This is a genomic window from Kribbella solani, from assembly GCF_014205295.1.
In the GTDB taxonomy this organism is placed as follows: Bacteria; Actinomycetota; Actinomycetes; order Propionibacteriales; family Kribbellaceae; genus Kribbella; species Kribbella solani.
Genome location: NZ_JACHNF010000001.1, coordinates 471,312 through 491,423, shown reverse-complemented (window position 1 = coordinate 491,423; position 20,112 = coordinate 471,312). Strand labels below are relative to the sequence as shown.

Here is a 20,112-nt window from a genome sequence, read left to right as displayed (position 1 = left end):
CACCCGAAGCGCGTCCCCCGGAGTGATCTCCGGGGGACGTGCCCGTGGGCTACTTGGCGGTGGCCACCTGGTACGGGGTCAGGTCGCCGGCCAGGTCGGGGTGGACGTGGGCGGTGATCCGGGTGCCGTCGGCGGTGTGTTCGAGCTGGTCGACCGCGCCTTCGGAGTGGATCCGGGAGACCAGGTCGCCGCGCTCGTACGGCAGCAGGACGTCGAGTGCCACGTGCGGCTGCGGCAGGGCGCCTTCGAGCAACTCGCGGAGTTTGTCGATGCCTTCGCCGGTGCGGGCCGAGACGACGATCGCGGTCGGCTCGCGGTGCAGGATCGGGGCCAGCGCGAGCGGGTCGGCGGCGTCGGCCTTGTTGATCACGATGATCTCGGGGACGTCGCTCGCCTCGATCTCGGCCAGTACCTCACGGACCGCCTGGATCTGCGCCATCGGGTCGGGGTGCGAACCGTCGACCACGTGCAGCAGCAGGTCCGCGTCCGCGACCTCCTCGAGGGTGGAGCGGAACGCCTCGACGATGTCGTGCGGCAGGTGCCGGACGAAACCGACGGTGTCGGTCAGCGTGTACACGCGACCGTCCGCGGTGGTGGTCCGCCGGGTGGTCGGGTCCAGGGTCGCGAACAGCGCGTCCTCGACCAGCACCCCGGCGCCGGTGATCCGGTTCAGCAGTGACGACTTGCCGGCGTTGGTGTACCCGGCGATCGCCACCGACGGAACCGCGTTCCGGCGGCGTTCCTGGCGCATCGTCGAGCGGGTGCTCTTCATCGCCTTCAGCTCGCGGCGGAGCTTGGAGATCTTGGTGTTGATCCGGCGCCGGTCGGTCTCGATCTTGGTTTCGCCGGGACCACGGCCACCGATACCGCCACCGGCCGCGCCGACCCGGCCACCGGCCTGGCGGGACAGGTTCCCACCCCAGCCGCGCAGCCGCTGCTTCATGTACTGCAGCTGGGCCAGCTCGACCTGCGCCTTGCCTTCCTTGCTCTTCGCGTGCTGCGCGAAGATGTCCAGGATCAGCGCCGTCCGGTCGACGACCTTGACCTTGAGCCGGTCCTCCAGGTTGCGCAGCTGCGCGGGGGCCAGCTCGCCGTCCGCGATCACCGTGTCGGCGCCGAGCGACGCGACCAGGTTGCGCAGGTCTGAAACCTTGCCGGAGCCGATGAAGGTCGCCGGGTCCGGCTTCTTCCGGCGCTGGATCACGCCGTCCAGAACCTCGGAACCGGCCGTCTCGGCGAGCAGTTTCAGCTCGGCCAGCGAGTTCTCCGCGTCTTCGGCGCTGCCCTCGGTCCAGACGCCGACCAGCAGCACCCGCTCCAGCAGCAGCTTGCGGTACTCGACCTCGCTGATGTCGGTCAGCTCGGTCGACATGCCGACGATCCGGCGGAGCGCCTGGCGCTCTTCCAGCTCGAGACCTTCGGTGGTCTGTTCGGCGTACGTGTCGTGACCCGTCAACGAATCGCCTGAGTCCTCGCCCTCAATGAGGTCAAGTTCGGCTGAGCCCAACTCCCCCGCCCCGCCGCCCCGGTCAGTTGTGGTCTCGTCAAAAGCATGTGAATGGGTCGTCATATACCTTCCATGGTGGCACGGGCCTCAAGTACAAGCGACCCGTTTACGTACGTCAACGCCCTGGGCGATCAGCGGATTCCCAGCCAGGCGCGATCGAACTCGCCGCGCGCGTGCAGTACGGCCGGACCGGTCAGCTCCAGGTGGTTGTCCGTACGCCACGTCACCTGCACTTCACCGCCTGGCACGCCCACCCGGTACGTCACCGGCAACTCGTCGCGGGCGGCCCGCGCCGCCGCGACCGTCACCGCGCAAGTACCGGTCCCGCACGACCGCGTCTCGCCGGAACCACGCTCGTGAACCCGCATCTGGACATCCCGCGGACCGCGCCGGACGACGAACTCCACGTTCACCCCGTGCGGAAACGCCTCGCCCGGCGACCAGGTCGGCTGGTCGCACAGATTGCCCGGCTCGTCCAGGCTGTCGACGAAGGCGACCGCGTGCGGGTTCCCCATGTCGACGTGTACGGCCGGCCACTGGTGACCTCCTGCCTCGACGACGATCCCGGCCGGACCGGGCAGCGCCGGCTCGCCCATGTCGACGGTCAGCGAGCCGTCGTCGTTCTGGGCGACTTCCTTGATCCCGGCGCGCGTGCCGACCCGGACCGGTTTGCCGTCGATCAGCCCCGCGTCGGCGAGGTACTTCACGAAGACCCGGACCCCGTTCCCGCACATCTCCGCGATCGAGCCGTCCGCGTTCCGGTAGTCCATGAACCAGTCGCCGCCGTCCTCGACGTACGCCTGTTTGCCGCCCTGGATCACCCGCAGCACGCCGTCGGCGCCGAGGCCCGCATGCCGGTCGCAGAGAAACCGCACCAGCGCCGCGTCCAGGTCACCGTGCACCGAACCGTCCGGGTCGGGCAGGATCACGAAGTCGTTCTCGGTCCCATGCCCCTTCAACCAAGGAAACGTGCTCATGCGCACAGCGTACGGTGTGCGCATGGAGCTGATCGCCTACTTCTGGGAGCAGGAGGATGCGGACGCGGTCGCCGCGGAGCTGGGCGGTGAGGTACGGCGCGGGCGTTTCCACGGCGAGGACGACGACGAGGACCACCCGTGGATGGTGCTGCTCCGGGACGCCGATCAGGTACGGGCCGAGAAGCTGATCGCACAACACGACGGCTGGCTCGAAACGGAGACGCAAGAGCCGGTCAACGCCCCGCCCGAACTCCCGACCGCGCCGAAACGCTTCAAGCTCCCGACCGCGCCGAAGCGCTACAAGCTCCCCACCACGCCGCGGCGCGCCAAGCAATAGCAGCGCGCTTCAAGCGATGACCCGGCCCGGTCGGCGCCCAGTTGGTACGCCATCAGCCAGCACCGGCTGACCCGCCACCAGAACGTGCTCAACCCCGACCGACAACTGCCAGGGATCGGCGTACGTCGACCTGTCCGCGACCCGCGCCGGATCGAACACGACCAGATCCGCGATCGCACCAGGCCTGATCACCCCGCGATCGGCAAGACCCAGCCGAGACGCGGGCAGCGAGGTCATCCGGCGAACGGCGTCGCCCAGGCCCAGTACGCCGAGCTCCCGGGCGTACCGGCCGAGTACGCGCGGGAACGTGCCGAAGTTGCGCGGATGCGGATGCCCCGGCCCGGTCGCGGACAGGATCCAGCCGTCGCTGGCAACCGCTGTCCGGGGATGTTCGAGGACCGCCGCGACGTCCTCCTCGCGCATCGCGTGGTTGACCATGCTGACCGCGGCGTCATGGTTCTCCAGAATCCGGAGCACGATCTCGGCGGCGTCCACCCCGTCGGCGCGCGCGATCTCGGCCAGGTTCAGGCCGCGACTGTCCTCGTACCGGCCGGGTGGCAGCGACGCGATCACCACCGACTCGGGCGCGAGCAGCGCGTCGGAGCGGAGGGCAGCGGCGATCCGGGCGCGCTCGGCGGGGTCGGCCAGCCGGTCGAGCAGCGCGCCGCCGGCCAGCGCCCAGCTCGGCAGCCGAGTGGTCAGGGTCGTACTGGTCGCGGTGTACGGGTAGGCGTCCCAGCCGAGATCGACGTCATCGACCTGGTCGAGATGCTCCAGCGCGGCGATGACCAGACCGTGGTTGGCCTGGCCGACGGCTTTCAGATGCGAGATCTCCAGCCGTGCTCCGCCCGCCCGCGCCGCCGTGATCGCTTCGTCCAGCGCGCCGAGCAGGCCGGAGCCTTCGTTGCGGATGTGCGACGAGTACAGCAGGCCGCATTCGGCGACGGTCGCGACCAGCGCGGCGACCTCCGCCGGCGAGGCGTACGTGCCGGGCGCGTAGATCAGTCCGGTCGAGAAGCCGACCGCGCCCTGGTCGGCGGCCGTACGCAGCAGGTCCTGCATCCGGCGCAACTCCGGCGGCGTCGGTGGGCGCTGCGCGCCGCCCATCGCGGCGATCCGAAGCGTGCAGTGGCCGACCTGAAAGGCCATGTTCACGGCGGGTTCCAACGTTGCAGCGAAGCCGGTGAGGTCGGTCCAGGACCAGTCGTGCCGCGGGTCCAGGAACGCGGTACCGGCCCGCAGGGTCTCCAGGTCGGTGATCGGGAAGGGCGACCAGCCGCAGTTGCCCGCGACCAGCGTGGTGACGCCCTGCGCCAGCTGGGTTTCCGCGGCCGGAGTTGAGCTGAGACTGAAATCCGCGTGCGAGTGCAGATCGATGAACCCCGGTGCGATAATGTTGCCTGTGGCATCGATAACCTCGGCTCCCGGCAGCATCACCCCGGCCTCCCCCGCCCCGGTCTCCCCCGCCCCGGCCTCCCCCACGCCGGGCAGCGTCGCGTCGGGTGGCAGCACCGCGGTGATGCGGTCGTCGTCGATCAGTAAGGTGCCCGGGACCGGGTCCGCGCCGCTTCCGTCGGCGATCAGGCCGCCGGCAACCGCGATCCGCATCGAATCACTCCTGTTCTGGCCGGAGGGTCAGCTCTTCGGCCTGGAAAGTCAGCTCGGCGACCGTCCGCGCCTCGACCCACTCCCGGTCGACGACAGCGCCGAGACCGGTTGCCGTGGGCACCTGAACGACCCCGTCCACGGCCACCACGGCGGGTACGACGACGTCCCGGGCGTAGTACTTCTCCGAGCCGGACACATCCGATGGGAGGGTGAACCCGGGGAGACTGGAGAGCGCGACGTTCGCGAGCCGGCCGACGCCGAACTCGTGCATCCCCCCGCACCAGACCCCGAGCCCGGCATCCTGCGCCCGATCGTGCGCCGCGCGGGCCGCGCTCAGTCCGCCCATCCGGGACACCTTGATATTCAGGATCCGCAGCGCTTCTAGCGCGATCGCGGTCTCCAGATCGGCCAGCGTCTCCACGCTCTCGTCGAGACACACCGGCGTACGAATCGCCCGCTGCAGCTCCGCGTGCGCAAGCAGCTCCCGCGGCCCGAACGGCTGCTCGATCATCGTCAACCCGAACTCGTCCAGCTGCCGCAAATGGGTGAGATCGGCAACCGTATAGATGCCGTTAGCATCGACATGCAGATCGAGCTTCGGGTACGCCGACCGGACCGCGCGGACCGGCTCAATGTCCCAGCCAGGCGCGATCTTCAACTTCACCCGCGGGTACCCGGCGTCGACCTGGCGCTGCACTTCGGTCAGCAGGTCGTCGATCGCCGGCTCGATCCCCAGCGAGACGCCGGCCACCACCTCGGTCCGGGTTCCGCCCAAGATTGTTGCCAAGGGCACGGATTCGGCTTCGGCGTGAAGTACCCATGCCGCCATGTCGACACCGGCCTTGGCGAAGTAGTTGCCGCGCACCCTCGACCACACGCTCTGCAGTTGATCCGGATGCGTCCACGATCGGCCCAGTACGGCAGGTAGCAGGTACTGGGAAGCGATGTGCCAGCACGATTCGACCGTCTCGGGCGCGTAGTACGGGTCCGAGGACGATGCGATCTCGCCCCAGCCGACGGCGCCGGAAACGTCCTCGAGCTCGACCAGGATGTGATCCAGGAACGCCTTGCGATGCGAGCTGGTCTGGAACGCGTGTACCAGCGGCATCCGCACCCGGTGCAGCCGGGCCGCGACGATCTTCAGCTCAGTTGACATACATCCCCAGCTCCGTGTTCAAGCGGTCCCGCTCGATCAGCCGCCGCCGCGCGCCCTTCGCGCTCGCGGTCGTCAGCGTCGCGAGTACGTGCAGCACCGACGCGACGACGGTCGGCGAGTCGACGTACGACGCGCTTCCGGTCGCCACGTAGATGCTCTGATCCGCGAGCTTCGCCAGCGGCGCGTCCTCGAAATCCGTGACCGCGACCAGCTCACCGCCGGCTTCGACGAACCGGCGCGCGATGTCGACGGTGTCCCGCCGGTACCGGCGGAAGGAGAACGCGACCATCAGATCGTTCGCCCGGACGTCGGCAAGGATGTCGATACCACGGACGACGGTCCCGTCGACCAGCGTCACCTGCGACAGCCCCTCGCCCAGATCGAACGCCAGCAAGGACGCGTACGCGTACGACTTCGCCGAGCCGATGATGAAACGCCGGCGTGCCGCGACGATCCGGGCCGCCGCCTGCGCGATCGACTCGTCGGCCAGGATCTGGTCCAGAGCCTCGTCGATCGACGCGCGCTCCTGCTCGACCACGCGGCGCTGCAGCAGCGTCGACGAACGGCGTTGCAGGCGTGCGTCGTACCGCTCCTGCGGGCTGGCGAGCTCCCGGTTGCGCGGATCGTCAGGCATCGTCGACCGGCCCGAAGTAGTACGCGCCGGTGCCATCCGCGAGCCGCCGGCACGACACGGCGGCCAATCCCTGGCCCAGCAGGCCCTCGAACGCTCTGCGCAGCTCGGCCGGATCGGTTGGTACGACCAACTCTGTCAGCGCGGACTCGTCGACACTCTTGGGCTGCTCGACGGTCAGGTCCCACTCGACCACGACCCGGTCCGTTCCGGGGCCGTACATGTCCGGGGCGTACCAGCGGCCGCGCGCGCCGAGCACGTCCAGGTTGAAGTGCGCGTTCCGGATCTGGGCCGGGTCGTACGTCCAGCGCATCCGGGACATTCCGTGGCTGAGGGCAACTTCTCGCTGGGCGTGCTTGAGCATCCGGCCGAGGCCGCGGCCCTGCTGCTCGGCGGCCACCACGGCGGACTGCGAGTAGTGGTAGAAACCGCGCCGGTCGGTGCCGCAGAAGCCGTACGCGAACGCGACCAGCTTGTCGCTCTCGTCGAGGATGCCGACCACCGAACCGCCGTTGCTGGCCAGCGCGCCGAGCAGTCGCGGGTTCAGCCCGTACACCGGGTCGAGGTAGCCGAAGACCGCGCGGTACAGCTCCGACGCCTCGGCGAACCGGGACGCCGTGGTGAGCGAGACAGCGCGAAAGCTCACCTCAGAGATACGATTCATATCTTGATGCTATCCGCATTACTCGACGCTGACCATTCGTGGGCCGGATGATGATACGTTGACTATCCATGATCATCGAGCGACTTCGGGAGTACGTCGCCGCGGAGACCCCGACCGGCGACGCGGCCGCGCTGAACGCGTTCGCGGACCGGCTCGCGGACCGGTACGGCGAGCTCGGCGGGACCGTCCGCCGGGAGCCGTCGCCGACCGGCGACCACCTGGTCGCTGACTTCCCCGGGCGCGGACCGCGGGCCGCCGACGCGCCGCTGCTCTTCCTCGCGCACCACGACACGGTTTGGCCGATCGGGCAGCTCGAGAACGCGATGCCGTGGCGCGAAGCGGACGGCATCATCCATGGCCCGGGTGTCTTCGACATGAAGGGCGGGCTGGTCATTCTCGAGACCGCGCTGGAGCGGGTCGCCGATCGTGACCATCGGCCGGTGCGGGTCGTCGTGGTCGCGGACGAGGAGATCGGCTCGCCGTCCGCGCGCGCACTGGTAACCGCCGCGTCGGCCGGGGTGTACGCGGCCTTCGGTCTCGAACCGCCACATCCCAACGGGGATCTGAAGACGTCGCGATGGGGCAGCACCCGGGTCCGCATCGAGGTCACGGGCCGCGAGGCGCATGCCGCGCTCGACCCGGCCAGCGGGATCTCCGCGATCGACGAGCTCGTCGACCAGTTGATCGCGGTCCGGCAGCTGATCGCCGGGTACGACAACGTGTTGTGCAACGTCGGCACGATCACGGGCGGCGGGCGGACGAACGTCGTACCGGGCTCGGCGGCCGCGGACATCGGGTTCCGGTTTGTCGATCCGGAGACAGAGCGTGCCGTACTGGACGCGGTCGCCGGGCTGACGGCGGTGCGTTCGGGGGCCGAGCTGGAGGTGCGGGTGATGTCGAACCGTCCGGCCTGGCAACCGTCGGGCGCGACTGACGCGCTGCTGGCGGAGGTCGCGGCGGCTGGGCGGTCGGTTGGTCAGGACGTCGGCGGAGCGGCCGCGTCCGGGGCGGCCGACACCAATCTGACGGGGTGGCTCGGAGTGCCGACGCTGGACGGGTTGGGGCCCGTAGGCAAGGGTGCCCACGCCGTGCACGAGCAGGTGATCGCGGCGACCCTGGCCGAACGAGTCGACCTGGTCGCCGCGATCATCAGATCCCTGTGAACATCAGTGCACTTGTGATCATGAGTGCACTGTGAACATCAGGTCACTGTGACCAGCTGTTCATTGTGACCAGCTGTTCATTGTGATCAGGGCCGGGCCACCCCGGCTGCTCCCCCACCACGCCGGACCGGCTCCGCGGCCGCCAGGATCGCTCCGCCTGGCAGGAACTCCAGCGCCGCGACCGCGCCGATCTCGGCCGCCGAACTCCCCGGCGGACCCGCCGGCGTGAACGTGTGACCGTACTTCCCCAACGCCGCGCCGTACTTGTCGATGAACCCCTGCTCCGCCGTCACCGACGCCGTGTTGCGCTGTGACGCCCGCGGTGCCGCGATCGCCGCCGGCAGCGTCATGCCCCGGTCGAGCCGGTTCGTCAACGTCTGCAGCACCGTCGTGATGATCGTCGACCCACCCGGCGAACCCAGCGCCAGGTACGGCTTGTGGCCGCGCAGCACGATCGTCGGCGACATCGAGGACCGCGGCCGCTTCCCGGCCTGGATCATGTTCGGGTCCTTCGGGTCAGGCACCGCGGAGAAGTCGGTCAGCTCGTTGTTCAGCAGGAAGCCGCGACCCGGCACCGTGATCCCGCTACCACCCGTCTGCTCGATGGTCAGCGTGTACGAGACAACGTTGCCCCACTTGTCGGCGGCAACCAGATGCGTCGTCGAACGGCCCTCGGTATCCGGCCGCTGCTCCACCGCGCTGCCCTGCCCGCAACGCGAGTACTTGCCGTCCGGCGAACCAGCAGGCACCGGCTTGGTCGCCGCGTGCTTCGGATCGATCCGACATGACCGCTCGGCGCCGAACCCCTTGGAGAGCAGCTCCTTCAGCGGTACGTCGACGTACGCCGAGTCGCCGACGTACGCGCCACGGTCCGCGAAGGCCAGTGCGGACGCCTCAAGGTACGTGTGCAGTGCCTGCGTGGTGGACATCCGGTCCAGGTGCTGCGGCTGCAGGATGTTCAGTGCCTCGCCGACCGTGCTTCCACCGGAAGACGATGGCGGCATCCCGTACACGTCCAGTCCGTCGTACCGGACCTTGGTAGGTGCGCGGTCGATCGCCTTGTACGCCGCGAGATCGCCTACCTGCAGGTACCCCGGGAAGAACGGCAGCGTCGCACCAGGTGTCTTCGGCGGGTTCTTCGCCACCGCAGCCATCTCACCGGCCAGCGGGCCGCGGTAGAACACCGACGTACCCTTCTGACCGATCAGCTTGTACGTGGCCGCCAGGTCGGGGTTCTTGAACAGCGAACCGACTTGTGGCGCGTCACCGTTCGGCAAGAACAGCTTGGCGGTCGGTACGACCTGCGCGAACCGGTCCTTGTTCTCCAACGTCTGCAGGCGGAACGTCGAGTCCACGACGAAGCCACGGTCAGCCAGCGCGGCGGCAGGCTGCAACGCGCCACCCAAGGACAGCGAACCCCACTGCTTCAGTGCGCTGTCCCAGGTCGCCAGCGTGCCTGGTACGCCGATCGACACACCAGATGTCACCAGCTGCGCGAACGGGTACGGCTGTCCGGTCTTCGGGTCCATGAACGCGTTCGACGGCATCGTCGCCGGTGCGGTCTCCCGGCCGTCGATCGTGTACACCTTGTGCTTCTTGGCGTTGTAGTACACGAAGTAGCCACCACCGCCGACACCGGCCGAGTACGGCTCCGTGACGCCCAGTGCGGCCGCCGTGGCGACTGCTGCGTCAACGGCGTTGCCGCCACGGCGCAGTACGTCCAGGCCGATGTTCGTCGCATCCGGATCGACGGAGGACACCGCACCGCCGTACCCGATGGCGGTGGGCTGCCGGTCCGGTGCTTTGACCTGTGGACGGGCTACTGCAGTGGATAGGGCTGTCGAACTGGCACCTGACAGGACCAGGGCACCAGCGGACAGTGCTGCAACCAGCTTCTTCACTTAGTTCCCCCACACGGGCTCGGCGGGACAAGGGACATGGCCCCTGCCTATCTCACCCGGGCGGTGCGCGCCAGTTGTGGCGTGGCTAGGGCGTGTCTCAGGAGACACGCCCTAGTTCACGCTGCAGGAGGCGAGGAACCGCTGCAAGATGTCATCCGACCACTCGACCGTGCCGGTGGGCAGCTCGACCAGTAGCCACTGGCTAGCTACCTGCACCTGACCGGTCAGCCGGCCGTTCAGTGTGCCGATGCGGAAGGTCTTGCCGCTCACCTGACTGACCCGGACCTTCGACAGCGTGATGGCCTCCGGCGCCGTCTGCAGTACGACCTTGGTCGCGGTGTCGGCGGTCCGCATCGTCGGCTGCGACAGCACCACCCGGTTGACGGCAATCGGCGTCTCCGGCGTCAGGCCGCGCGGCGCCAGGCCGCAGGAGATGCTCCGCCAGGCCTGCTTGTTCGCGACCAGCTCCACGACCGGTGCGCCGAAGTTGGAGATCGTCTCCTTGCTCCGCGGCGTGACCGGCGCGGCGGCGGGCTTCGAAGCCTCCGACGCCACCTGCGGAGTGGCCACGGTGCTGGCGACGTTGTTGCTGCTCCCCCACCACTTCACCTGGTTGCCGACGACAAGCACCAGCGCCGAAGCGGCGGCCACGCACAACACCCCGGTGGTCCGGCGACGGCGCTTGATCCGGCGCAGCGCGACCCGCCCGCGGGTGACATCCGCCTCGATGTCCGCCTCCGGCAACCCGTCGGCGGCACGGTCGGCGAACCCCTCCAACAACCTCTTCACGTCGTCCATCGGCGTTCTCAGCTACTCCCCGTCTTTCGGTCCGTCTCCTCGGTCATCAGGTCCTTCAGCCGCTTCAGCGCCTTCGCCGTCTGACTCTTCACCGTCCCTTCGGTGCAGGCCAGGATCCGCGCGCAGGTGGCGACATCGAGATCCTGGAAGTACCGCAGCACCAGTACGGCCCGTTGCCGCGGCGCGAGCTCCAGCAGCGCGCCCCGGACCGCAAGCGTGTCCGCCTGGTCCGGGACATCGGTCAGTCGCGGCTCGACGGTCTCCGCGGTGACGACCTCCGGATGGCGGCCGGCCCGGCGGCGTTCGTCCAGGAACGCGTTCACCAGGATGCGATGGGCGTACGGTCCGGCGCCTTCGTGCTTGATCCGGTGCCAGTGCACGTACACCCGGGTGCAGGCGGTCTGAACCAGGTCCTCGGCGGTGTGCGCGTCCCCGGCGGTCAGCAGCAGCGCCGTCCGCATCAGCCTGGTGCGGTCCGCGAGCAGGTACTCACGGAACTCGGCCTCACGGTCACCCCCTCGCATCGACAGCCCCTGAGTGGTGTCCGGGGCCTTCCAACTCGACTACGCCGCCGGCGCCGTCACGGTTGCCTTGCGCCATTGCAGTTCTACGCAGCACTTGAAATGCCTTCTCCACCAGATCGGGGGCGTCGTACGGCAACCAGCTGATCCGGTCGTCCTTCCGGAACCACGAATCCTGCCGGCGCGCGAACCGGCGGGTGGCCTGCGCGGTCCGCTCCCGGGCCTGCGCCTCGTCGAGCTCACCGTTCAGCAACGCGATCACCTGCGAATATCCGAGCGCTCGGTTGGCTGTCTTACCTTCAATCAAACCCTTGTTCAGCAGACCTCGCACCTCGGCGACGAATCCCGCGTCGAACATCCGGTCCACCCGGCGGTCGATCCGCTCGTCCAGCACCGGTCGCGGTACGTCCAGACCGAGCTGTACCGCGCCCGGGTAAACGTACCGGTGCTCGGGCAGGGTCGCGACGTACGGGCCGCCGGTGAGCTCGATGACCTCCAGCGCCCGGACGATCCGCCGGCCGTTGCTCGGCAGGATCTGCTCGGCCGCCTTCGGGTCCTTCGCGGCCAGCTGCTGATGCAGTACGCCGGAACCGTGCTGCTCCAGCTCCGCCTCGAGCCGGTCCCGGACGACCGGATCGGTCCCGGGGAAGACGAAGTCGTCGAGGATCGCGCGGACGTACAGCGCGGAACCGCCGGCCAGCACCGGCACCACGCCGCGCCCGATGCAGTCGTCGATCGCGGCGCGGGCCAGCTCCTGGAACTCGGCGACGGTCGCGGTCTCGGTGACGTCGAGAACGTCGAGCAGATGATGGCGTACGCCGTGCCGCTCCGGGCCGGTGATCTTCGCGGTCCCGATGTCCATCCCGCGGTACACCTGCATGGCGTCGACGTTGACCACCTCGCCGCCCAGGCGCCGGGACAGGGCAACGGCAAGATCGGATTTGCCGGCCGCGGTGGGGCCGACGACCGCGACGACGAGTGGAGCAGGCATCGCTCCAGTTTGGCAGCTCCGCCCTGAAGACTTCGCCAAGAGGTCTGTACCAGCCTTGTGGTTGACCCGGAAAGTTCGGTAGGAACCTGTGCGTTGGTGACATTTCTACGGGAGGAACCAAGTGACGAATTCGTTCGAGGAAGAGTCCGCCGCGGCCAAGGACGCGGCCGGACTGGGGGAAGGCACCGAGGACGTCGCGGCCGCGAAGAAGAGCGGTGGGGACGTCGAGGCGCGCCGCAGCGGCGGTGACGTGGAGGCGAAGAAGAGCGGCGGCGACGTCGAGTCCGGTGGTGACGTCGAATCCGGCGGCGGCAGCACCGACGGCAGCGGCGGCGACGTCGAGTCGGGTCCGAAGGACGGCGTCTGAGCCACCGTTCGGCAGCCCGTCGCTGAGCGTCTCAGCATGGCGCTCGCGGAGATCCCACAGTTTCGGCGTGGCAGGTGCGAAGATCACCGCTAGCTGTCTGTAAGCACTCAACTACGCAGGAATGGGAGCCCCGAGATGGGCATCTTCGACAAGTTCAAGGGCACGGCCGAAAACCTCAAGGACAAGGCCACCGACCTGGTCAACGAGCACGGCGACAAGGTCGGCGAAGGTCTTGACAAGGCCGGCGACTTCGTCGACGAGAAGACGGGCGGCAAGTACGGCGACAAGATCGACACCGGTGTCGAGAAGGCCAAGGAAGGGCTTGACAACCTGGATGGCCAGAACGACGACATCCCGGACGCACCGAACCAGTCCGCCTGATCGAACCCCCGAAGGGCCGCAAGCATCCAGCTTGCGGCCCTTTGTCGTGCGTACTTCTAGGATCGCCGGTGTGAGTGACGAAGCTTTGCGGCTGACAGTGCTTGGGTGCGCGACGCCGTACCCGGCTGTGGACAACCCCTGTTCCGGGTACCTGGTGACCTGTGGTGAGACGAAGATCTGGGTCGATGCCGGCACCGGAACGCTCGGGCCGCTGCAGCGCCACGCGCGCCTGGACGAGCTGGATGCCATCTGGATCTCACATCTGCATGCCGATCACACAGCTGACCTGCTGACGGCGTACTACGGCGCGCTGTACGCGGATGTCACGCTGACTGCACCGATCCCGCTCTACGGTCCGCCGGGCATTGCTGATCGGCTGGCCGGGTTTCTGACCAACACATCGACGCGTAGTCCGATCGAGTCCGCTTTTGCCGTCACTGAGTTGTACGACAAGCACGAGGCGACTGTCGGCGCTGTCCAGCTGACCACGCGAGCTGTGGAGCACGGCATGGCCGCGTTCGCAGTACGCATGTCGTCCGGTGGCAGGTCACTGGTGTACTCCGGTGACACAGCGCCCTGCGACAACCTGACTGCCCTGGCGGCTGATTGCGACGTACTCCTCTGTGAAGCGGATGCGGTTGGTGACGGCGGAGGCGTACACCACACGGCTGAACAGGCAGGTGACACCGCTGCCGCGTCCCGGTCCAACCGGTTGATCGTCACGCATGTTGGTCGTGCCCTGTCCCCCGCTGGCGCTGCTCGGCGCGCTGCGAGGCGGTTCGGTGGACAGGTTGAGTACGCGTCGCCCGGTGCGACGTACGTCGTCTGACAATCCTGTTCGGGTTTGTCGGTCGGGTTGTCTAGGGTTCCGGCTATGGATCGGTTTCGGGTGGTGCCTGCGGCTTACGTGTTGGTGCGGCGGGGCAATGAGGTGTTGTTGTTGCTGCGGGCCAACACCGGCTACATGGACGGGCACTGGGCGATGCCGGCGGGGCATGTCGAGCAGGGTGAGTCGGCGATCGCGGCGGCGGTGCGTGAGTTGCGGGAAGAGGTCGGGCTGGAAGTACAGCCCGCTGATCTCGTACCCCTGACGGCCATGCACCGGACGGGCGGGAACGGCGAGCCGATCGACGAGCGGGTGGACTTCTTCTTCGAGGTGTCGACGTGGAGCGGGGAGCCGCGGTTGATGGAGCCAGAGAAGGCGGCCGGGCTGGAGTGGTACGCGCTGGATGCGCTACCGGAGCCGCTGGTGTCGCAGGAGGCCCAAGTACTTGAGGCACTGGCCAAGGGCGAGGCACTTCCCGCGGTGATCGTCCAGGGTTTCTAGAGCAGGGAGCGGATCAGGGTTTCCTGGGCGGGGAGAAGGGCCAGCTCCGCGGCGGTGAGGGTGGGGTTGCTGGCGCGGGTGTGCAGCGCGGCAGGGAGTTGCGGGGTCGGGTCTACGGAGTTGGCGAGGTAGACGCTCAGGGCCTCGCGGAGGAGTGGCGACAGGTGTGCCCACTGCGGGTCCAGGGCGATCTGGGCGAAGATGATCGCGGTTTTGGCGATGTCCAGCTCGGCGGGGGCTTCGGTCGCGTCGCGCCAGTCGATGACTGTCAGGCCGTCCGTGGATGAGATCACGTTCTGCGGGTGCAGGTCGCCGTGGACGACGGTCAGGCCGGGTGTGCCGCTGGGTGCGGGGATGGCGTGCAGACGGCGGTGCAGGTCGGCGTGCAGTTCGCCCAGCTGCTTGGCGCTGACGTCACCCGCGACGGCGGCCTCGGCGAGGGTCGGGCCGGTGATCCGTTGCATCACGAGGTCCGGGCCGCTGATCTCCCGGACCGCGGGCACCGGGTAGCCGTGGTTCGCGACGTGCCGCATGTAGTCGGCCTCGTCCCGAACCGGATGCCCGTCCCGGTACCGCCGCAACACCCAGTCGTCGTCGATCGCAAAAACATCCGCATCCCGCCCCGCCGCGAACGGCTCAGCGCCCGGAGGCAGCAAAGCCCACAGCCCAACACCGGCGGCTGGCCCAGCAGCGGCCGGGGCGCGGGTGACAGGGGCGGCCGGAGCGGGGGCGGTGGCCGGAGCCGGTGTGGACGAGGGTTCTGTCATCCGATCTGGCAGCCGCCGGTGGTTGGTTCCAGGGGCTTGGCGCCGAGGGTTGGCATGCCTAGCATCACGCCGGGGCTGGTGGTCGGCTCGTCCTGCGTTCTGGCCCAGGCGTCGCCCGCGCGGGTCCGGCGCAGGTTGCCGAAGGTGTCAGCGACCAGATGATGCGGCGCCGCGTACGTGACCTCGACCGTCGCCAGGTCACCCGGCCTCGGCGTTTCCACCCCTTCGGGCACCGCGAAGTGCACGAGGCGGTTGTCCCGCGCCCGGCCGCTCAGCCGCCGCGTACTGGCGTCCTTCCGGCCCTCGCCTTCCGCGACGAGCACCTCGACCGATTGCCCGACGAGCTGCTTGTTCTCGGCCCAGGCCATGTCGTCCTGCAGCGCGACCAGCCGCTCGTACCGCTCCTGGACGACCTCGCGCGGCACCTGGTTCTCCATCGACTCGGCCGGCGTACCAGGACGCTTCGAGTACTGGAACGTGAACGCCCCGGCGAACCGCGCCTCCCGGACCACGTCGAGCGTGCCCTGGAAGTCCGCCTCGGTCTCCCCCGGGAATCCGACGATGATGTCGGTGGTGATCGCCGCATCCGGCATCGCGGCGCGTACGTCCTCGATGATCTTCAGATACCGATCCCGGCGGTACGAACGCCGCATCGCCTTCAGCACCGCGTCCGAACCGGACTGCAGCGGCATGTGCAGCGAGTGCATCACGTTCGGCGTCTCGGCCATCGCCTCGATCACGTCCGCGGTGAAGTCACGCGGATGCGGTGACGTGAACCGCACGCGCTCCAGACCGTCCACCGAACCGCACGCGCGGAGCAGCTTCGAGAACGCGTACCGGTCGCCGAACTCGACGCCGTACGAGTTCACGTTCTGGCCGAGCAGGGTGACCTCGAGAACGCCCTCGGCGGCCAGTGCCTCGACCTCGGCCAGGATCTCCCCCGGCCGCCGGTCCTTCTCCCGGCCGCGCAGCGCCGGCACGATGCAGAACGTGCAGGTGTTGTTGCACCCGACGCTGACCGAGACCCAGGCCGAGTACGGCGACTCGCGCCGGGTCGGCAGCGTGGACGGGAACACGTCCAGCGACTCGAGAATCTCGACCTGCGACTCCTGCTCGACGCGGGCCCGCTCCAGCAGCACCGGCAGCGAACCGATGTTGTGGGTGCCGAACACCACGTCCACCCACGGCGCCTTGCGGGTGATCGACGCCTTGTCCTTCTGCGCCAGGCACCCGCCGACGGCGATCTGCATGCCGGGTTTGCGGGCCTTCACCGGCGCCAGGTGGCCGAGGTTGCCGTACAGCTTGTTGTCGGCGTTCTCGCGGACCGCGCAGGTGTTGAAGACGACCACGTCGGCCTCGTCACCCTCGGGCGCGCGGACGTAACCCGCGTCCTCCAGCAGCCCGCGCAGGCGCTCGGAGTCGTGGACATTCATTTGACACCCGTAGGTGCGGACCTCATAAGTACGCATGACAGCCACCAAGAGTACGTGCCGGGGTAGACAAAGACCTACCTGGGACGGTGGCCTGCGACCCCTGACCTGGGCGTTCGGGGAGACAATAGTGATGGGCATGAACAGTTCCCGCCGTCAGTTTCTCGCCCGTACCGCCGCCGGTGCCGCCGTGCTCGCCGGTGGCACCTTCGCGACCACGACCGCCACGGCCGGCCCGGCCGCCGTACCGTCAGCTGCCGCGCGGCGTATCACCGCGCTCACCAACGTGACCGTGATCGACGTCCACACCGGCCGCCGGGACCGGCACCAGACCGTACTGATCGATCGCGACCGGATCATCGGCGTCGGCCGCGTCCCGGTTCCCCGCGGTGCCGTCGAGATCGACCTGACCGGCAAGTACGTGATCCCCGGTCTGGCCGACATGCACGTCCACAGCCTCGGCGACGAGCGGGTGTCGCCGCCGCTCTACCTGGCGAACGGCCTGACCACGGTCCGCGAGATGTCCGGTACGAACCCGGCGCTCTACGACTGGCGGGACCGGATCGCCGCCGGCACCCTGCTCGGGCCGCGAATGATCGTCGCCAGCAACATCCTCGACGGCGACCCCACGCTGTGGGACCCGAACCTGATCAAGGTGATCGTTGTCGACGACGCCGCCGCCGCGCGGGCCGCCGTCCGCCGCGTCAAGGGTGAGGGCGCGGACTTCGTCAAGGTGTACTCCCGGCTGAGCCGCGAGTCGTGGCGCGCGGTCATCGACGAGGCCCGCCGGGTCGGCCTGACCGTGCACGGCCACGGGCCGGATGAGGTCCCGATCAAGGAGGTCAGCAAGGCCGGCCAGCGCAGCATCGAGCACATCCACTCGCTCGGCCTGTCGGTTTCCACCCGGGAGGCCGAGGTACGCCGGATGCTGCTCGCGATCAAGGTGTCGAACGGCGACTACAACGGGTGGTTCCGGCAGTTGCACCCGATCGAGTGGATCGCCGCGAACACGTACAGCCCGGCGCGCGCCGCCGACGTGTTCGGCACGCTCCGCCGGAACCGCACCCGCGTCACGCCGACGCTGGCCATGCACTACGTACTCGACCAGATCGACTACACCGGCCTCGACCCGGCGCTGGCGAAGTACCTGAGCGAAGACTCGATCGGCACGTACGACTACGTCATCCGAACCATGTACGCGCCCAACCGCACCGCGGAGGAGATCTCTCATCAGCGCCAGATGTGGGCCTGGCGGCAGCGGTTCGTCCGGGAGCTGATCGAGCACGACGTCCCGTTGCTGGCCGGTACGGACACCGGCACGCCGTACTCCGTACCAGGGTTCGCGTTGCACGATGAGCTCGAGCACCTCGTACGCGCCGGTGCGAGTACGCGGCAGGCGCTGTACGCGGCGACGGTCGAGCCGGCCAAGTTCCTCGGGATGGACGCGGACCTGGGCGCGGTCGCGGCGCGGAAGATCGCCGACCTGGTCGTACTGGACGCGGATCCGCTGACCGATATCCGGAACACCCGGAAGATCCACTCGGTCGTCACCCGGGGCCGGGTGATCTCCCCCACCGACCGGCAGCGACTGCTGGCCGGGGTCGAGGCCGCGGTCAAGGAGCCGCCGACGGCCGCGAGCATCGCCGCGGGCGGCTGCTGCGGTACCGCGCCGCGCAAGCACTGAGGCAGAACCCTGAACGGGCTGTGATCAATCGATCACAGCCCGTTCGACTTTCTGGCAGATCGTTACCACGGTGGAACCACCCGGGCCTGCGACCGCACCCCGGCCTCCGCTAGGTTCTGGCCATGAGCGATTCCGGCACCCTGGCACAGGACACACGGAAAGCGGCCGGACTGGTGACGCTGACCGGTGTGAACAAGCACTTCGGCGAACTGCACGTCCTCAAGGACATCAACCTGTCCATCGACGAGGGCGAGGTCGTGGTCGTGATCGGCCCGTCCGGGTCCGGCAAGTCGACGCTCTGCCGCGCGATCAACCGGCTGGAGCCGATCGACTCCGGCACCATCACGCTGGACAGCCAGCCGCTGCCGAGCGAGGGCAAGGCGCTGGCCAAGCTCCGTGCCGACGTCGGCATGGTGTTCCAGTCGTTCAACCTGTTCGCGCACAAGACGATCCTGCAGAACGTCACCCTCGGCCCCTGCAAGGTCCGGAAGGCGGACCCGAAGAAGGCCGAGCAGCGGGCGATGGAGCTGCTGGAGCGGGTCGGCGTGGCGACCCAGGCACAGAAGTACCCGGCCCAGCTGTCCGGCGGTCAGCAGCAGCGGGTCGCGATCGCCCGCGCGCTGGCCATGGACCCGAAGGTGATCCTCTTCGACGAGCCCACCTCGGCGCTCGACCCGGAGATGATCCAGGAGGTCCTCGAGGTGATGGTCGACCTGGCCAGGCAGGGCATGACGATGGTCGTGGTCACGCACGAGATGGGCTTCGCCCGGACCGCGGCGAACCGGGTGGTGTTCATGGCCGACGGCGAGGTCGTCGAGCAGGCCGACCCGGAGACCTTCTTCACCAACCCGACCTCCCGGCGGGCCCAGGACTTCCTCGGCAAGATCCTGAAGCACTGAGCTTCCGCCCGCGGCTGTACCCGGTAACGAAACGAAGGGGAATCCTGATCATGAGAATGCGCAACCTCGTCGCCACCTTCGGCGTCGCGGCGCTCGCGCTGACCGCCGCCGCCTGTGGCAAGAGCGAGCCGGCGGCGGGCGGAGGTGGCGGCGGCAACGCCTCCGACTCCTGCGGCCAGCTGCACAAGTTCACCACCGCGAGCGGCGTGGACGTGGCCGGCAGCCCGGCCTTCACCAAGGCGAAGGCCCGCGGCAACCTGGTCGTCGGCGTCAAGGCCGACCAGCCGAACCTCGGGTACAAGGACGCCAGCGGCAAGCGCTGCGGGTTCGACATCGAGATCGCCCGGATGGTCTCGGCCGGCCTCGGTCTCGACCCGGACAAGATCGAGTACAAGGAGATCCCGTCCGCGAACCGCGAGACGGCGATCGCCGGTGGTGAGATCGACTACTACGTCGGCACCTACTCGATCACCGACAAGCGCAAGAAGCAGGTCTCGTTCGCGGGCCCGTACTTCATCGCCGGTCAGGACCTGCTGGTCCGCAAGAGCGACAACTCGATGGACGCCGGCAAGACCGCGCTGAAGGGCAAGAAGGTCTGCTCGGCGACCGGCTCGACCCCGATTCAGCGGGTCAAGGACGAGCAGCTGACCGAGGCGAGCAACATCTCCGAGTTCAAGACCTACTCGGAGTGCGTCTCCCAGCTGCTGGACAAGAAGACCGACGCGGTCACCACCGACGACGCGATCCTGAAGGGGTACGCGGCGAACGCGCCGGACGACCTGAAGGTGGTCGGCAAGCCGTTCAGCGTGGAGAAGTACGGCATCGGCCTGCCGCTGGCCGACAAGGCGCTCCGGACCAAGGTGAACGCGATCCTGGAGGCCGGCGAGGGCGACGGCACCTGGAAGGCGATCTACGACGAGACGCTCGGCAAGTCGGGTTCGGACTCGACCCCGCCGCCGCTCGAGAAGTACTGATCCACCACCCGGCCGCGGCGGCTGTGCGC

Annotated in this window: 21 protein-coding genes; 9 read left to right on the top strand and 12 right to left on the bottom strand. The window is 68.6% G+C overall.

Going from position 1 to position 20,112, the window contains the following annotated elements; genetic code table 11:
- Positions 1–49: 49 nt before the first annotated feature.
- A complete protein-coding gene (gene hflX / locus HDA44_RS02335; RefSeq protein ID WP_184830905.1) occupies positions 50–1,570 on the bottom strand; it encodes a GTPase HflX in 1,521 nt (506 codons plus the stop codon).
- A gap of 68 nt (positions 1,571–1,638) precedes the next feature.
- Entirely contained in the window at positions 1,639–2,484 is an 846-nt protein-coding gene (dapF, locus tag HDA44_RS02330; RefSeq protein WP_184830903.1) for a diaminopimelate epimerase, read from the bottom strand.
- A 22-nt stretch (positions 2,485–2,506) separates the two neighbouring features.
- On the opposite strand from dapF, the gene HDA44_RS02325 reads away from it, so the two are divergent.
- Positions 2,507–2,821, top strand: a complete 315-nt coding sequence (locus HDA44_RS02325; protein WP_238352339.1) for a hypothetical protein — start codon at positions 2,507–2,509, stop codon at positions 2,819–2,821.
- A gap of 9 nt (positions 2,822–2,830) precedes the next feature.
- Here the strand turns inward: HDA44_RS02325 and HDA44_RS02320 are convergent, their stop codons facing one another.
- The 4 genes from HDA44_RS02320 to HDA44_RS02305 are packed head-to-tail and all read right to left on the bottom strand — an operon-like array spanning position 2,831 to position 6,880.
- Entirely contained in the window at positions 2,831–4,429 is a 1,599-nt protein-coding gene (locus HDA44_RS02320) for an N-acyl-D-amino-acid deacylase family protein (protein WP_184830899.1), read from the bottom strand.
- A gap of 4 nt (positions 4,430–4,433) precedes the next feature.
- Entirely contained in the window at positions 4,434–5,585 is a 1,152-nt protein-coding gene (gene menC / locus HDA44_RS02315; RefSeq protein ID WP_184830897.1) for an o-succinylbenzoate synthase, read from the bottom strand.
- Entirely contained in the window at positions 5,575–6,219 is a 645-nt protein-coding gene (locus HDA44_RS02310; RefSeq protein WP_184830895.1) for a MurR/RpiR family transcriptional regulator, read from the bottom strand. The genes menC and HDA44_RS02310 overlap by 11 nt, the downstream gene beginning before the upstream one ends.
- Complete coding sequence (locus HDA44_RS02305; protein WP_184830893.1) at positions 6,212–6,880, bottom strand: GNAT family N-acetyltransferase; 669 nt, start codon at positions 6,878–6,880, stop codon at positions 6,212–6,214. Before HDA44_RS02305 ends, HDA44_RS02310 begins: the two co-directional genes overlap by 8 nt.
- Before the next feature lie 68 nt (positions 6,881–6,948).
- Here HDA44_RS02305 and HDA44_RS02300 point away from each other — a divergent pair, with 68 nt between their 5' ends.
- On the top strand, positions 6,949–8,043 hold the full coding sequence (locus tag HDA44_RS02300) for a M20/M25/M40 family metallo-hydrolase (RefSeq protein ID WP_184830891.1): 1,095 nt from the start codon (positions 6,949–6,951) through the stop codon (positions 8,041–8,043).
- A gap of 86 nt (positions 8,044–8,129) precedes the next feature.
- Here HDA44_RS02300 and ggt read toward each other — a convergent pair whose 3' ends face one another.
- The 4 genes from ggt to miaA form a co-directional block, all read right to left on the bottom strand.
- A complete protein-coding gene (gene ggt, locus HDA44_RS02295) occupies positions 8,130–9,944 on the bottom strand; it encodes a gamma-glutamyltransferase (protein ID WP_184830889.1) in 1,815 nt (604 codons plus the stop codon).
- Between the two features lie 111 nt (positions 9,945–10,055).
- Complete coding sequence (locus HDA44_RS02290; protein WP_184830887.1) at positions 10,056–10,742, bottom strand: hypothetical protein; 687 nt, start codon at positions 10,740–10,742, stop codon at positions 10,056–10,058.
- A gap of 8 nt (positions 10,743–10,750) precedes the next feature.
- A complete protein-coding gene (locus HDA44_RS02285; RefSeq protein ID WP_184830885.1) occupies positions 10,751–11,266 on the bottom strand; it encodes a SigE family RNA polymerase sigma factor in 516 nt (171 codons plus the stop codon).
- Positions 11,253–12,254, bottom strand: coding sequence for a tRNA (adenosine(37)-N6)-dimethylallyltransferase MiaA (gene miaA, locus HDA44_RS02280; protein WP_184830883.1), 1,002 nt, complete (start codon positions 12,252–12,254; stop codon positions 11,253–11,255). The genes HDA44_RS02285 and miaA overlap by 14 nt, the downstream gene beginning before the upstream one ends.
- A gap of 121 nt (positions 12,255–12,375) precedes the next feature.
- Here miaA and HDA44_RS02275 point away from each other — a divergent pair, with 121 nt between their 5' ends.
- The 4 genes from HDA44_RS02275 to HDA44_RS02260 all read left to right on the top strand — a co-directional run bounded on the left by HDA44_RS02275 (position 12,376) and on the right by HDA44_RS02260 (position 14,329).
- A complete protein-coding gene (locus tag HDA44_RS02275) occupies positions 12,376–12,621 on the top strand; it encodes a hypothetical protein (protein ID WP_184830881.1) in 246 nt (81 codons plus the stop codon).
- Positions 12,622–12,756: 135 nt separating this feature from the next.
- Positions 12,757–13,002 (top strand): antitoxin, encoded by a 246-nt coding sequence (locus tag HDA44_RS02270; RefSeq protein WP_184830879.1) that lies wholly within the window; start codon positions 12,757–12,759, stop codon positions 13,000–13,002.
- 70 nt (positions 13,003–13,072) lie between these two features.
- Positions 13,073–13,831 (top strand): MBL fold metallo-hydrolase, encoded by a 759-nt coding sequence (locus HDA44_RS02265; RefSeq protein WP_184830877.1) that lies wholly within the window; start codon positions 13,073–13,075, stop codon positions 13,829–13,831.
- Positions 13,832–13,876: 45 nt separating this feature from the next.
- Positions 13,877–14,329 (top strand): NUDIX hydrolase, encoded by a 453-nt coding sequence (locus HDA44_RS02260; RefSeq protein WP_184830874.1) that lies wholly within the window; start codon positions 13,877–13,879, stop codon positions 14,327–14,329.
- Here the strand turns inward: HDA44_RS02260 and HDA44_RS02255 are convergent.
- Together HDA44_RS02255 and miaB are read right to left on the bottom strand one after the other, a co-directional pair.
- Positions 14,326–14,985, bottom strand: a complete 660-nt coding sequence (locus HDA44_RS02255; protein WP_184830872.1) for a phosphotransferase — start codon at positions 14,983–14,985, stop codon at positions 14,326–14,328. The genes HDA44_RS02260 and HDA44_RS02255 overlap by 4 nt on opposite strands.
- A gap of 107 nt (positions 14,986–15,092) precedes the next feature.
- Complete coding sequence (gene miaB / locus HDA44_RS02250; protein WP_184830870.1) at positions 15,093–16,565, bottom strand: tRNA (N6-isopentenyl adenosine(37)-C2)-methylthiotransferase MiaB; 1,473 nt, start codon at positions 16,563–16,565, stop codon at positions 15,093–15,095.
- 100 nt (positions 16,566–16,665) lie between these two features.
- Here miaB and HDA44_RS02245 point away from each other — a divergent pair, with 100 nt between their 5' ends.
- The 3 genes from HDA44_RS02245 (at position 16,666) to HDA44_RS02235 (ending at position 20,083) form a co-directional block, all read left to right on the top strand.
- Entirely contained in the window at positions 16,666–18,210 is a 1,545-nt protein-coding gene (locus HDA44_RS02245; protein ID WP_184830868.1) for an amidohydrolase family protein, read from the top strand.
- Between the two features lie 122 nt (positions 18,211–18,332).
- Positions 18,333–19,109, top strand: coding sequence for an amino acid ABC transporter ATP-binding protein (locus tag HDA44_RS02240; protein WP_272956398.1), 777 nt, complete (start codon positions 18,333–18,335; stop codon positions 19,107–19,109).
- A gap of 50 nt (positions 19,110–19,159) precedes the next feature.
- Entirely contained in the window at positions 19,160–20,083 is a 924-nt protein-coding gene (locus HDA44_RS02235) for a glutamate ABC transporter substrate-binding protein (RefSeq protein ID WP_184830866.1), read from the top strand.
- Positions 20,084–20,112 lie beyond the last annotated feature (29 nt).

Coding starts and splice junctions, on each gene's coding strand:
- hflX (WP_184830905.1), bottom strand. CDS start 1,570: ATGACGACCCATTCACATGCTTTTGACGAGACCACAACTGACCGGGGC.
- dapF (WP_184830903.1), bottom strand. CDS start 2,484: ATGAGCACGTTTCCTTGGTTGAAGGGGCATGGGACCGAGAACGACTTC.
- HDA44_RS02325 (WP_238352339.1), top strand. CDS start 2,507: ATGGAGCTGATCGCCTACTTCTGGGAGCAGGAGGATGCGGACGCGGTC.
- HDA44_RS02320 (WP_184830899.1), bottom strand. CDS start 4,429: ATGCGGATCGCGGTTGCCGGCGGCCTGATCGCCGACGGAAGCGGCGCG.
- menC (WP_184830897.1), bottom strand. CDS start 5,585: ATGTCAACTGAGCTGAAGATCGTCGCGGCCCGGCTGCACCGGGTGCGG.
- HDA44_RS02310 (WP_184830895.1), bottom strand. CDS start 6,219: ATGCCTGACGATCCGCGCAACCGGGAGCTCGCCAGCCCGCAGGAGCGG.
- HDA44_RS02305 (WP_184830893.1), bottom strand. CDS start 6,880: ATGAATCGTATCTCTGAGGTGAGCTTTCGCGCTGTCTCGCTCACCACG.
- HDA44_RS02300 (WP_184830891.1), top strand. CDS start 6,949: ATGATCATCGAGCGACTTCGGGAGTACGTCGCCGCGGAGACCCCGACC.
- HDA44_RS02290 (WP_184830887.1), bottom strand. CDS start 10,742: ATGGACGACGTGAAGAGGTTGTTGGAGGGGTTCGCCGACCGTGCCGCC.
- HDA44_RS02285 (WP_184830885.1), bottom strand. CDS start 11,266: ATGCGAGGGGGTGACCGTGAGGCCGAGTTCCGTGAGTACCTGCTCGCG.
- miaA (WP_184830883.1), bottom strand. CDS start 12,254: ATGCCTGCTCCACTCGTCGTCGCGGTCGTCGGCCCCACCGCGGCCGGC.
- HDA44_RS02270 (WP_184830879.1), top strand. CDS start 12,757: ATGGGCATCTTCGACAAGTTCAAGGGCACGGCCGAAAACCTCAAGGAC.
- HDA44_RS02260 (WP_184830874.1), top strand. CDS start 13,877: ATGGATCGGTTTCGGGTGGTGCCTGCGGCTTACGTGTTGGTGCGGCGG.
- miaB (WP_184830870.1), bottom strand. CDS start 16,565: ATGCGTACTTATGAGGTCCGCACCTACGGGTGTCAAATGAATGTCCAC.
- HDA44_RS02245 (WP_184830868.1), top strand. CDS start 16,666: ATGAACAGTTCCCGCCGTCAGTTTCTCGCCCGTACCGCCGCCGGTGCC.
- HDA44_RS02240 (WP_272956398.1), top strand. CDS start 18,333: ATGAGCGATTCCGGCACCCTGGCACAGGACACACGGAAAGCGGCCGGA.
- HDA44_RS02235 (WP_184830866.1), top strand. CDS start 19,160: ATGAGAATGCGCAACCTCGTCGCCACCTTCGGCGTCGCGGCGCTCGCG.